Annotated in this window: 13 protein-coding genes; 1 reads left to right on the top strand and 12 read right to left on the bottom strand. The window is 61.3% G+C overall.

The window, feature by feature from the left end:
- Positions 1-35: 35 nt before the first annotated feature.
- The 4 genes from GHK62_RS01955 to GHK62_RS01940 are packed head-to-tail and all read right to left on the bottom strand — an operon-like array spanning position 36 to position 3,572.
- Complete coding sequence (locus GHK62_RS01955) at positions 36-887, bottom strand: metal ABC transporter permease (protein ID WP_153436673.1); 852 nt, start codon at positions 885-887, stop codon at positions 36-38.
- Positions 884-1,744 (bottom strand): metal ABC transporter permease, encoded by an 861-nt coding sequence (locus GHK62_RS01950; protein WP_153436672.1) that lies wholly within the window; start codon positions 1,742-1,744, stop codon positions 884-886. Before GHK62_RS01950 ends, GHK62_RS01955 begins: the two co-directional genes overlap by 4 nt.
- Positions 1,741-2,670: a manganese/iron ABC transporter ATP-binding protein gene (locus GHK62_RS01945; protein ID WP_153436671.1), complete on the bottom strand. Its 930-nt coding sequence runs from the start codon at positions 2,668-2,670 to the stop codon at positions 1,741-1,743. The genes GHK62_RS01950 and GHK62_RS01945 overlap by 4 nt, the downstream gene beginning before the upstream one ends.
- Positions 2,667-3,572, bottom strand: coding sequence for a metal ABC transporter substrate-binding protein (locus GHK62_RS01940; protein ID WP_153436670.1), 906 nt, complete (start codon positions 3,570-3,572; stop codon positions 2,667-2,669). Before GHK62_RS01940 ends, GHK62_RS01945 begins: the two co-directional genes overlap by 4 nt.
- 134 nt (positions 3,573-3,706) lie before the next feature.
- Here GHK62_RS01940 and GHK62_RS01935 point away from each other — a divergent pair, with 134 nt between their 5' ends.
- Positions 3,707-4,135, top strand: a complete 429-nt coding sequence (locus tag GHK62_RS01935; protein WP_153436669.1) for a Fur family transcriptional regulator — start codon at positions 3,707-3,709, stop codon at positions 4,133-4,135.
- Positions 4,136-4,142: 7 nt separating this feature from the next.
- Here GHK62_RS01935 and GHK62_RS01930 read toward each other — a convergent pair whose 3' ends face one another.
- The 8 genes from GHK62_RS01930 to GHK62_RS01895 form a co-directional block, all read right to left on the bottom strand.
- Positions 4,143-5,063 carry a DMT family transporter gene (locus GHK62_RS01930; RefSeq protein ID WP_153436668.1) on the bottom strand — a complete coding sequence of 307 codons (921 nt, stop codon included), beginning with the start codon at positions 5,061-5,063 and terminating at the stop codon, positions 4,143-4,145.
- Between the two features lie 166 nt (positions 5,064-5,229).
- On the bottom strand, positions 5,230-5,835 hold the full coding sequence (locus GHK62_RS01925; RefSeq protein ID WP_153436667.1) for a deaminase: 606 nt from the start codon (positions 5,833-5,835) through the stop codon (positions 5,230-5,232).
- A 98-nt stretch (positions 5,836-5,933) separates the two neighbouring features.
- Positions 5,934-7,406, bottom strand: coding sequence for a nucleobase:cation symporter-2 family protein (locus GHK62_RS01920; protein ID WP_153436666.1), 1,473 nt, complete (start codon positions 7,404-7,406; stop codon positions 5,934-5,936).
- Between the two features lie 336 nt (positions 7,407-7,742).
- Entirely contained in the window at positions 7,743-9,467 is a 1,725-nt protein-coding gene (locus tag GHK62_RS01915; protein ID WP_153436665.1) for an ABC transporter substrate-binding protein, read from the bottom strand.
- Between the two features lie 81 nt (positions 9,468-9,548).
- Complete coding sequence (locus GHK62_RS01910) at positions 9,549-9,968, bottom strand: DUF2160 domain-containing protein (RefSeq protein ID WP_153436664.1); 420 nt, start codon at positions 9,966-9,968, stop codon at positions 9,549-9,551.
- Entirely contained in the window at positions 9,968-10,792 is an 825-nt protein-coding gene (locus GHK62_RS01905; RefSeq protein ID WP_153436663.1) for a carbohydrate ABC transporter permease, read from the bottom strand. Before GHK62_RS01905 ends, GHK62_RS01910 begins: the two co-directional genes overlap by 1 nt.
- Positions 10,793-10,812: 20 nt before the next feature.
- On the bottom strand, positions 10,813-11,679 hold the full coding sequence (locus tag GHK62_RS01900) for a carbohydrate ABC transporter permease (protein WP_153436662.1): 867 nt from the start codon (positions 11,677-11,679) through the stop codon (positions 10,813-10,815).
- Between the two features lie 3 nt (positions 11,680-11,682).
- A complete protein-coding gene (locus GHK62_RS01895) occupies positions 11,683-12,753 on the bottom strand; it encodes an ABC transporter ATP-binding protein (protein WP_153436661.1) in 1,071 nt (356 codons plus the stop codon).
- Positions 12,754-12,765: the final 12 nt, after the last annotated feature.

The raw sequence follows: 12,765 nt of genomic DNA, 5'->3' as shown, positions 1-12,765 counted from the left end.
ACGTCGCGAGCGCCTTGGCTCCAGTCATGAGAGCGCTAATCATTTGAATTCAACGCGCTCGCCAGGCGTGCCGTCCTCCAGGTGGAATAGGCGAAGGCGGCGAGGAAGATCACCGTCATCAGCATCACGATGGTCGGGGCAGGGGCGCTGTCGATGAAGAAGGACAGGTAAACCCCGGCAAATGAGGCGACGACGGCGACAAGCACCGCGACGATCAGCATGCCGCCGAATGTGCGCGTCAACAGAAAGGCGATTGCCCCGGGTGCGATCAGCATCGCGATCGCGAGAATGAGGCCGACGGCCTTCAGCGCGCCGACGATCGTCAGCGACAGGATCGCAAGCAGCCCGTAGTGCAGCCATCCGACCGGCAGCCCGACAGCGCGCGCCTGGGCGGGATCGAACGCGTGCAGCAGCAGGTCGCGCCACTTGAGGCCGAGAACACCGGCAGCAACAAGCGCAATAATGCCCGTTTCCAGAATATCGCCCCAGCCGATGCCGAGCATGTCGCCGAAAAGAATGTGGTCGAGATGCACGTCGCTCTGGATCTTGGTGTAGAGCACCAGGCCGAATCCGAACATGCCGGAAAAGACGATGCCCATTACCGCGTCCTGCTTGATGCGGCTGTTTTCCTTGAGATAGCCGGTCAGGAGCGCACAGCACATGCCGGCGGCAAAGGCGCCGACGGCGAGCGGCAGGCCGACGATGTAGGAGATGACGACGCCGGGAAAAACAGCGTGCGAGATCGCATCGCCCATCAGCGACCAGCCCTTGAGGACGAGGAAGCAGGAGAGCATTGCCGTCGGGATCGCGACCAGCACCGAGATCAATAGCGCATTGCGCATGAACTCGAATTCGAACACGGCGAGAAGCATGTCGAACGAGATCATCGTGCGGCCTCCAGGGCTTCGGAGCCGCGACGGCGGGCGGCGATCAGCCCATGCTTCGGAGCGAAGACGAAGGCGAGGAGGAAGATCAGCGTCTGCAGCACGATGATGATGCCGCCGGTCGCGCCATCGAGGAAATAGCTCGCATAGGCGCCGAAGAAGCTCGTAGCCGCGCCGATCGCGATGCTGATCGCAATCAGCTTCGGGAAACGATCGGTGATCAGGTAGGCGGTCGCCCCGGGGGTTACAACCATGGCGATGACGAGAAAGGCGCCGACGGTCTGAAGGGCGGCGACGGTAGAGGCCGAGAGGAGCGTGAAGAACAGCACTTTCAGGAAGGTCGTCTTGATGCCGATTGAGCGGGCATGGCTCTCATCGAAGAAGGTGACCATCAGGTCCTTCCATTTCGCGAAGAGGATCGCCAGCGAGACGACGCCGATGATTGCGAGCTGCAGCGTGTCGGCCGGGGTGATGGCGAGGATGTTGCCGAGCACGATCGTCTGGATGTTCACCGAGGTCGGCGATAGCGACACCATGAAGAGGCCGAGGCCGAAGAAGGACGTGAAGATCAGCCCGATGATCGTGTCCTCCTTCAGCCGCGTGCGCTGGTTCAGGAACAGCATGGCGGCTGCGGCAAGGGCGCCAGAAAAGAAGGCGCCAAGCGAAAAAGGAAGCCCCAGCATATAGGCACCGGCGACCCCGGGCACGATCGAGTGGGAAAGCGCGTCGCCGATCAGCGACCAGCCCTTGAGCATGAGATAGGCCGAGAGGAAGGCGCAGACCGCACCGACCAATGCGCTGACCCACATGGCGTTCAGCATATAGCCGTATGTGAACGGCTCGACGAGGGTGGCGATCATTCGCTGTCCGCCTCGCTCTCAGGCTTTGCCGGCTGCGTCACCATGCGCCCCTGCGCGCCGTACATGACGAGCGGGCGCTCGTCGTCGCTGATGACGGCAAGCTGGCGTGGGTCGGCGTCGTCGTGCAGATGCTCGCCGCCGAGCACGAAATGGCGCAGCACGCCGCCGAAGGCGAGTTCGAGGTTTTCGCGGGTGAACGTGGTTGCCGTCGGTCCGTAGGCGAGCACCGTGTTCTTCAAAAGCACGGTGCTGTCGCAGAACTCCGGCACGCTGCCGAGATTGTGGGTGGAGACGAGCATCACGCGCCCCTCGTCGCGCAGGCCGATCAGCAGACGGATGATCGCATCCTCAGTCTTGACGTCGACACCGGTAAAGGGCTCGTCGAGCAGGATGACGCGGCCGTCCTGGGCGAGAGCGCGGGCGAGGAAGACGCGTTTCTTCTGACCACCGGAAAGCTCGCCGATCTGGCGCTTGCGGAAATCGCTCATGCCGACACGCGCAAGTGCGGCCTCGACCGCGTCATGATCCGCTTTCTTCGGGATCCGAAGCATGTTCATGTGGCCGTATCGGCCCATCATCACCACGTCCTCGACGAGAACCGGGAAGTTCCAGTCGACCTCCTCGGCTTGGGGCACGTAGGCGACGAGGTTTCGCTTCAGCGCCGCCGATACGGGAAGCCCGAGGATCGAGATTTCGCCCTGCGCCAACCGGACGAAGCCCATGATTGCCTTGAACAGGGTCGACTTGCCGCTGCCGTTGACTCCGACGAGGGCTGCGATCGTGCCGGTCGGGATCCCGAAGGAAGCATCGCGAAGCGCCCGGTGACCGGTGCGATAGGTCACGGTGGCGCCGCGGACGCGGATGCCGCTGCCCTCGTCCGTTGGAGCTGGCGCCGGCCCGGCGCGTTCCTTTACCTCAAGTTTCATTGCGAGAGACCTTTCGCGATCGTTTCGGAGGTGACGCGCAGGAGATCAATGTAGGTCGGCACCGGGCCATCGGCCTCGCTCAAGGAATCGACGTAGAGCACACCGCCATATCTCGCGCCGGTTTCCCGCGCCACCTGTTCCGCCGGATCCGGCGAGATCGTGCTCTCGGAAAAGACCACCGGAATGTTGTTGGCACGGACCGCGTCGATCACCTTGCGCACCTGCTGCGGCGTGCCCTGCTGATCGGCATTGATCGGCCAGAGATAAAGTTCCTTCATGCCGAAGTCGCGGATCAGGTAGCTGAAGGCGCCCTCGCTCGAGACGAGCCAACGCTTTTCCGCCGGGATCTTCTCGAGTTCGGCCCGGATCGGCGCGACAGCCGCCTCGATCTTCTGCTTATAGGCCTCGGCATTCGCCTTGTAGGTTTCGGCGTTCTGAGGGTCGAATTTCACGAAGGCGTCGCGGATGTTGTCGACATAAATCAGTGCTGCCGAGGGCGACATCCAGGCATGCGGATTCGGCTTGCCGGTATACGGACCCTCCGCGATCCCCATAGGCTCGACGCCTTCCGAGACGACGACGCCGGGAATGTCATCGAAGTTCTGGAAGAACTTTTCAAACCAGAGTTCCAGGTTCAGCCCGTTCCAGAGAATGAGCTTGGCGTCGTGCGCTTTCAGGATGTCGCGCGGCGTGGGTTGGTAGTTGTGGATCTCTGCGCCAGGCTTGGTGATCGATTCGACGATTGCCGCGTCGCCCGCGACATTCTGCGCCATGTCGGCAATGACCGTGAAGGTGGTGACAGCCTTGAATTTTTCCTGGGCCAGCGCCGCGCCGGGAATGAAGGAAAAGGCGGCCGCCGCCGCTGCTGCCGCCAATATCATGCGCCTCGTGCGATCGATCATCCATTACTCCTTAGAACCAGCGTCGATGTCATCCGACACTATGGGTAGGCGAATGACCTGCATAAGTCAATGCAAATGAGAACCATTTGCAACTAGCTATTTTCAAACAGGTCGCCCTTGGCTAGTGTCGGCTAATGAGACAAAGCAAGAATCGGATCAAGGAACTGGAAGGAATCCTGCGGGACGGCGGCGTGCGCGTTACCCGCCAACGCGCTGCAATCCTTAAGATTCTGGCCGAGGCCGAGGACCATCCCGATGCCAGCGAATTACACCGGCGCGCGAAGGAAATCGATGCGACGGTGTCGCTCTCGACCGTCTACCGGACCTTGTCGGCACTGGAGCAGCAGGGGGTCGTGCAGCGGCATGCCTTCGAGAACGCAACCGCTCGATTCGAGACGGCCGACGCCCCGCATCACGACCATCTGATCGACATAGATACCGGTGCGGTGATCGAGTTCCGCTCGGACAAGATCGAGCAGTTGCAGGCGGAGATCGCCGCCGAGCTCGGCTACGATCTGGTGCGCCACCGGCTGGAGCTTTATTGCCGGAAGCGAAAGGATTGACCAAGGATCACCCTTGGGCTTCGGCCGCCGCTGCGCGTTGGCGCGCCGGTATAGTCATGGCGGCGACGCCGGCGACAACGCAGCAGAGGCCGATCCACGCAGTTGTCGGTAGAGTTTCGCCAAGGAACAGGACTCCGATGGCAACGCCGATCGGGACGCGTACATAGGCCTGTGCCGTTGTGCCGACGGATCCGAGCGTGTGGATCAAGCGGAAATAGATGACGAAGGCGAGTGCCGTCGAGAAGGCTGACAGGCAGACGAGCGCGATCAGCGATTCGGGCGAGGGGTTGAGCGTCCAGGGCCGATCGATGACCAGGCTCGTTGGGACGAGCAAGATCGCGCCGGCGAGAAGCGACCCTGCGGCGGGTATCATCGGATCCAGCCCCTTGAAATTCTTCCCGAAGATTGCCGCGCCCGCATAGCAGATGGTTGCAAGAATAACGGCAAGCTGCGGGATGAGCTGATCGCCGATGCCGCTAAAGGCTTCGAGCCCAATGATCAGGCTGATGCCGGTGAGACCCGCAATGACGCCCACGAATTTGCGGGCAGTAACGGGTTCGTGCCGGGTGATCAGAGCCGTCAAAAGGAAGGCGAAGATGGGCGTGGTGGAGTTGAGGATCACCGCCACGCCAGCGTCGATCGTCCGCTCAGCCCAGGCAATCAGTGTGAACGGAACGACGCTGTTGAGGCAGGCCTGGAACAGAAAACGCTTCAAGGTGGCCGTGTCACAGGGCAACGAGAGGCCGCGCCATCCGATCACTGCCAGGAGAATTGCGCCGGCGAGCAGGGTGCGCGCTGCAATCAGCGTCACCGGTGGAATGGTTTCGACCCCGATCTTGATGAAAGTGTAGGAGGCGCCCCAGAGGGTCGCAAGCGCGAGAAGAAGCAAGAGTTCGACGGCGATGTTTATTTTGGCGGCAGCGGTCATCAAGTCCATCCTTGAAGCAAGTCCAGGCCGCTCTTTTAGCATCGTCGGACAGTGGATGCTTCGGTCACGATCGAAATGTGATGCATTTTTGCGGAGGTCTCCCCGAGGAGGGGAGATCCTTTCAAAAGCCGCTGCGGCTGCGCTGAGGCCTGATTGCGGAAGCCGCTTAGTTCAGCGGAATGGCGTTATCCCCCTTGCTGGCCTGATACGTGGCAGACAGCTCAGCGTATTTCCTGCCGATCGCCTGGGCGCGCTTTTCGAGAGACGCGCGATCGGACTCGGGAAGACTGGCGATCAGACCCGGGATCGATTGGCCTTTCCAGAAGGCGTTCGTCCTGTTGTAGCCGCCGGGCTCCAGCGTAAAGACCTCTTTCAGGATCCTGAGGTCGTGCGGGATGGAAAAAGCATCTCGCGAATCCTCGTGGCTGAAGAAATAGTAGAAATTGTCGAAACCTGCCCAGGTGATCGCTGAGAGGCACATGGAGCAGGGCTCGTGCGTCGACAGGAAGATGAGTTCGCGCGCGTCGGGGCGGTCGGATCCCGCCATTTCGTAGAACCGCTTCAAGGTATGCACTTCGCCGTGCCAGAGCGGATTCTCGGTTTCGTTGTTGGTCTCGACGAGAACGATCGACAAATCCGACTTCTTGAGCAGGGCGGCGCCGAAGACCTTGTTGCCGGCCGCCACTCCGGCCTCCGTTGCAGGGACGATCTCGCGCTCCATTGTCGTCAGCAGTGCGTCGAGCAAGGGCAGCATTTCGCTTTCTTGTGTCATGCAGTTCTTCCTTGATTGGGTGCGTGTCCGGCATCTTGGTCGGCGTCGGTTCCAACCGTCGCCGACCAAGATGTAAGCGCCGGCGAGAGCATGGATGTTCAGTGGGCCTCGGAAGCGATCACGGGCACCTCGATGCCTTTTGCATCGTAGAGCTTGCCGTTGAGGAAATAGTCGCCGTCGTGAAGCCGTGCGATGTCCTGATACCGGAGCGTACGTTCCGTTCCGGCAACGAACACCGACTGCTGGTCGGAGTTCCCGACCGTCAGGTGGTTGAAGATCAGGTTGAGGCTGATTGCCATGAGCGCGGCGGAGCTGATGCCGGAGTGGAAGATCGTTGCGACCCAGGCCGGAAAGTGCTCGTAGAAGCCGGGAGAGGCGATCGGGATCATGCCGAAACCGATGGACGTGGCGACGATGACCAGGTTCATATTGTTGTTGTAGTCGACCTTGGAGAGCGTCCGGATGCCGCTGGCGGCGACCGTGCCGAAGAGCACGATGCCGGCGCCGCCGAGCACGGCGCTTGGAACCGCCGCGACGACGCGGCCCATGACCGGCAGCAAGCCGAGCGCCACCAAGAACATGCCGCCTGTCGCCACCACGTAGCGGCTCTTCACGCCCGTGACGGCCACCAGCCCGACATTCTGGGCAAAGGCACTTTGGGTGAAGGAGCCGAAGACCGGCGCGATGAGGCTGGAAAGCATGTCCGCCCTGAGGCCGTCGCCCAGGCGACGCGAATCCACTTTGGTTTCGATGATTTCGCCGACGGCGAGAATGTCCGCCGAAGTCTCGACCAGGGTCACCATGATGACAATGAACATCGAGATGACCGCTGCGATCTCGAAGGTCGGATAGCCGAAATGGAACACGGTCGGAAGGGAGAAGAGCGGCCCCTCGGCCACCTTAGTGAAATCGGTCATGCCGGCGAAATAGGCAATGACGGTGCCTATAAAGAGCGCAATCAGGATCGACAGCCTTGAGATCGATGCGCTGCCAAGCTTGCTGAGCAGGAGCACGATTACGAGCGTTGTCGCCGCGAGCTGGATGTTGGCCGGGCTGCCGAAGTCCGGCGCAGCACTGTTGCCTCCCATAGCCCAGCGCGCGGCGACGGGCATCAAGGTCAAGCCGATGGTGGTGATCACGATGCCGGTCACGAGCGGCGGGAAGAAACGGGTGATCCGCGAGAAGACGGGTGTGATCAGAAGCCCGATCAGCGACGCGGCCATGACGGCCCCGAGCACCGACTCGATGCCGCCACTGCCGGAAATGGCAATCATCGTCGCAACGCCCGAGAAGGAAACGCCCTGGACGAGCGGCAACCGGCTTCCAAAAAACGGCAGGCCGATGGTTTGCAGGATGGTGGCGAGGCCGCCGGCGAAAAGAGAGGCAGTGATCAGCAGGCCCACGTCGCTGGAGCTGAGGCCTGCCGCCTGGCCCAGGATCAGCGGTACGGCGACGATGCCGCCATACATCGTCAGAACATGTTGCAGGCCATAGGCAAGATTGGCGCTGATGCCGAGATTCTCGTCTTCCGGCCGCGTATGTCGTACAGTTTCGTCTGCGTTGTTTGCCAAGGTAATCTCCTCCAATACCTTTGCATGTATTCCCGCCTCTTCATAAGGCAGGTGGCAAACTATGGCAGCGACGGCGAGGCATTACCTTATTGAAAAAGGGGAAACAGTTTTCGGTTCATCAGCGGTAATACGGTCGATCTGCTATCTCCCGATTGCTTATTTTATCCATTCGTCTCCGGATACTTGCCGTTGTAAGACGCGCCCCGCCCGGCCTGGATGGGATAGAGTGCCTGCTTCTTCATCAAACGAAAGCCGGAGCTGTTTCCAGCCCCGGCGCCGCATCTCCAGATGTCGTGGCGCCGCCCGAAAATTCGGACGGCACCTGCCTTGGGAGGCTTAGTTCGTCTGCCAGCTCTTGACCAGTTCGTCATAGTTGACGGTCATCGGCTTTTCCTTCTCGTTCTCGACCTTCAGCTGTGGAGCGAGGTTACCGGCCTTGACGGCTTCCGCGTTCCAGTATTCGAGGTCGTGCTCTTCGGCGAGCTTCGGGCCGATGTCGCCCTGGATGCCGGCGCGCTCGAGGCGCTGCAGCACCTTTTCCTGCTCGGCGCAAAGCGAGTCCATGGCCTCCTGCGCGGTCTTGGCACCGGAAGACGCGTCACCGATCGCCTGCCACCAGAGCTGGGCCAGCTTCGGATAGTCAGGCACGTTCGTTCCGGTCGGCGACCACTGCAGGCGGGCCGGTGAGCGGTAGAACTCGATCAGGCCGCCGAGCTTCGGTGCGCGCTCTGTGAAGCTCGGATGATCGAGCGTCGACTGGCGAATGAAGGTGAGACCGACATGGCTCTTTTTCACGTCCACGGTCTTGGAGGTCACGAACTGCGCGTAGAGCCAGGCGGCCTTGGCGCGGTCGTCCGGCGTGGATTTCAGGATCGTCCAGGAACCGGCGTCCTGATAGCCGAGCTTCATGCCGTCCTTCCAGTAGACGCCGTGCGGGCTCGGGGCAAAACGCCACTTCGGCGTGCCGTCCTCGTTCACCACCGGCAGGCCCTGCTTCACGAAGTCTGCGGTGAACGCCGTATAGGTGAACATTTGCTGGGCAATCTCACCCTGCGACGGAACCGGACCGGATTCCGAGAAGGTCATGCCCTGGGCGGCCGCCGGAGCATAGGCCTTCAGCCAGTCGAGATACTTCTGAATGGCATAGACCGACGCCGGGCCGTTGGTGTCACCGCCGCGCGCAACGCAGGATCCGACGGGGCGCGAGTTCTCGTCGACCCTGATGCCCCACTCGTCTACCGGCTTGCCGTTCGGGATGCCCTTGTCGCCGTTGCCGGCCATTGACAGCCAGGCGTCGGTGAAGCGCCAGCCGAGCGACGGGTCCTTCTTGCCGTAATCCATGTGGCCGTAGACCTTCTTGCCGTCGATCTCGCGGCCATTGAAGAACTCGGCGATGTCCTCGTAGGCCGACCAGTTGACCGGAACGCCGAGGTCGTAGCCGTACTTGGCCTTGAACTCTTCCTGGATTTTCGGATCGTTGAACCAGTCGTAGCGGAACCAGTAGAGGTTCGCGAACTGCTGGTCGGGGAGCTGGTAGAGCTTGCCATCCGGGGCTGTGGTAAAGGACTTGCCGATAAAGTCATCAATGTCGAGGTTGGGGTTGGTGACGTCCTTGCCCTCGTTCGCCATGAAATCGGTCAGGCTGCGGGCCTGCTGATAGCGCCAATGGGTACCGATCAGATCCGAGTCGTTGATGTAGGCGTCATAGACGTTTTCGCCCGACTGCATCTGCGTCTGCAGCTTTTCGACGACGTCGCCTTCGCCGATCAGGTCGTGGGTGATCTTGATGCCGGTAATGTCGGAGAAGGCCTTGGCCAGGGTCTTCGATTCATATTCATGGGTGGTGATCGTTTCGGAGACGACCTTGATTTCCATGCCGGCAAAGGGCTTTGCCGCATCGATGAACCACTGCATTTCCGCTTCCTGGGCGGCGCGGTCGAGCGACGAGAGGTCGCCGATTTCCTTGTCCAGGAACGCCTTTGCCTCATCCATGCCGGCGTAGGCCGACCCGGTGAGAGCCAGCAGCATGGCTGCCGTCGTCGTTAGAAGATGCCGTCGCATAAGTTCCTCCCTTGGGTTTTGCGATTGCAGTTCATTGCAGTTTCGAGGAGCGCGCCGTCGACGCGCCCCTCATTGCGTTTCTCAGACGTAGCGGAAGACGCCGATGGCATAGACCACCGAGAGCGCGACCGCCCACCAGAGGTTTGTGCCGACGAGCCCCAGCCAGCCGAGATGAATGAAGGCGGATCCGAGCAGCGAGACGAAGAGTCGGTCGCCGCGGGTGGTTTCGAAGCGCAGGATGCCGACGCGCGGATTTCCTCCGGGCCGGGCATACTCCCAGACGGCCATCAGCGAAAGCAGCGTGAAGATCGTCAGAAAGAACATGGCGGTCGGGAAGGACCAGGCCATCCACCCGCCGGGGATCAGCGGGGCGAACCAGTCGCGTTCGCCGTCCTTGAGCGGCAGGGCGGAAACAAGCAGGCCCGCAGCTACGACATAGACGACGAGCACCGCGACAAGTGCGACGGGCCAGCGGTTCTTGCGAGTGGCGATGGTTGCCATCAGACCCTCCCCAGGGCGAAGCCCTTGGCGATGTAGTTGCGGACGAAGTAGATGACGAGCGCGCCGGGAATGATCGTCAGCACGCCGGCGGCGGCAAGCACACCCCAGTCGAGACCGGACGCCGAGACGGTGCGGGTCATGGTGGCGGCAATCGGCTTGGCATCGGTGGTCGTGAGCGTACGCGCGATCAGGAGTTCGACCCACGAGAACATGAAGCAGAAGAAGGCGGCGACGCCGATGCCGGATGCGATCAGCGGCACGAAAATTTTCACGAAGAAGCGCGGGAAGGAATAACCGTCGATATAGGCCGTCTCGTCGATCTCCTTCGGCACGCCCGACATGAAGCCTTCGAGGATCCAGACCGCCAGCGGCACGTTGAAGAGGCAGTGCGCGATGGCGACCGCGATATGCGTGTCGATCAGGCCGAAGGCGGAATAGAGCTGGAAGAAGGGCAGCGCGAAAACGGCCGGCGGTGCCATCCGGTTCGTCAGCAGCCAGAAGAACAGGTGCTTGTCGCCGAGGAACCGATAGCGCGAGAAGGCGTAGGCCGCCGGCAGCGCCACCGAGACCGAGATCACCGTGTTCATCACGACGTAGGTGATCGAGTTGATGTAGCCGTTGTACCAGGAAGGATCGGTGAAGATCACCCGGTAGTTCCGGAGCGTTGGATTCTGCGGCCAGAGCGAGAACGTGCTGAGAATCTCGCCCGTCTCCTTGAAGCTCATATTGACCAGCCAATAGATCGGCAGGAGCAGGAAGACGATGTAGATCGTCGGGACCAGCCAGGAGAGGCGTTGTGACAGCGGTTGCGTATTGGTTTTCATAATGTCTCCTCCCTCCTTTCTCAGCCTTGGGCGTCGCTCGTGGTCATCACCGTGTAGAAGATCCACGACAGAAGCAGGATGATGAGGAAGTAGATGATCGAGAGGGCTGCGGCCGGGCCGAGATCGAACTGGCCGATCGCCATCTTGACGAGATCGATCGACAGGAAGGTCGTCGAATTGCCCGGTCCACCGCCGGTCACGACGAAGGGTTCCGTATAGATCATGAAACTGTCCATGAAGCGCAGCAGGAAGGCGATCAGGAGCACGCGCTTCATCTTCGGAAGCTGGATGTAACGGAAGACGGACCAGCGCGAGGCGCCGTCGATCTTGGCCGCCTGGTAGTAAGCGTCCGGGATCGAGACGAGGCCGGCATAGCACAGCAGCACGACGAGGCTCGTCCAGTGCCAGACGTCCATGACGATCAGCGTCACCCACGCATCGATCGGATTCTGCACATAGTTGTAGTTGATGCCGAGCGAGGCGAGCGTGCGTCCGAGGAGGCCGATGTCGACGCGGCCGAAGACCTGCCAGATGGTGCCGACGACGTTCCACGGAATGAGCAGCGGCAGTGCCATCAGCACCAGGCAGATCGGAACGCCGATGCCCTTCTTTGGCATGTTCAGTGCGATCACGATGCCGAGCGGAATCTGGATCGTCAGGATGATCGCCGAGAAGATCAGGTTGCGGGTGAGCGCGTCCCAGAAGCGGTCGGATTCGAGTGTATCCACGAACCAGTCGGTGCCGGCCCAGAAGAACTCGTTGTTGCCGAAGGTGTCCTGCACCGAATAGTTGACGACGGTCATCAACGGGATCACGGCGGAGAAGGCGACGAGCACCAACACCGGCAGGACCATGAACCAGGCCTTGTTGTTCCAGGTCTTTTCCATGGCTCAAGCCTCCTCACCGACGCGCCAGGAATCGGCGTAGATATTGATTGCCTTCGGATCGAAGGTGACGCGCGGCTCGGCGGGGATCTCGCCGTCCTCGTCGACGACGATCGAGATCGGCCGATCGGCAAAGCGGGCGCGGACGATCTTGCGGCGTCCGATATCCTCGACCTTGGTGATCGAGACCGGCATGCCTTCGCGCCCAAGCACGATGAACTCCGGGCGAATGCCGAGTTCGGTCTTGGCCCCGGACTGGATTTTCGGCAGGAAATTGAGCGGGATGCTCTCGCCGCCGATCGCGGCCTTGCTGCCTTCGATCGTCGCCGGCAGCACATTCATGCCCGGTGAGCCGATGAAATAGCCGACGAAGGTATGGCGCGGCCGTTCGAAAAGCTCGGCCGGCGTGCCGATCTGGACGATCTGGCCGTCATACATGACGACGACCTTGTCGGCGAACGTCAGCGCCTCGGTCTGGTCATGCGTCACATAGACCATGGTGAAGCCGAACTGCCTGTGCAGCCGCTTGATCTGCGAGCGCAGCACCCATTTCATTTCCGGGTCGATCACGGTCAGCGGTTCGTCGAAGAGGATGGCGCTGACGTCCGAGCGGACGAGGCCGCGGCCAAGCGAGATCTTCTGCTTCTGGTCGGCGGTCAATCTCCGGGCCGTCTTCATCGCCCAGCCGCCAAGGCCGGTCATCTCGATGATCTCCTTGACGCGCCGGTCGACCTCCGCCTCCGGCACATGCCGGTTGCGCAGCGGGAAGGCGAGATTGTCGTAAACGGTCATCGTGTCGTAGATCACCGGGAATTGGAACACCTGGGCGATGTTGCGTTCCTGGGTGGAGAGATGCGTGACATCGTGGCCGTCGAAAAGGATGCGTCCCTCGGACGGATTAATGAGGCCGGAAATGATGTTGAGAAGCGTGGTCTTGCCGCATCCGGAAGGACCGAGCAGCGCATAGGCGCCGCCGTCGTTCCACTCGTGATGCACTTCCCTCAGGGCGTAGTCCGCCTCCGACTTTGGCTTTGCGCCGTAGGCGTGGCGGATATGTTCAAGGTTGATTCTGGCCATGTTCTCCTCCCA

The sequence above is a fragment of the Sinorhizobium terangae genome (assembly GCF_009601505.1).
GTDB lineage: Bacteria > Pseudomonadota > Alphaproteobacteria > Rhizobiales > Rhizobiaceae > Sinorhizobium > Sinorhizobium terangae.
Note: the sequence above shows the minus strand (reverse complement) of the source record. Positions and strands in the feature narration are given on the sequence as shown.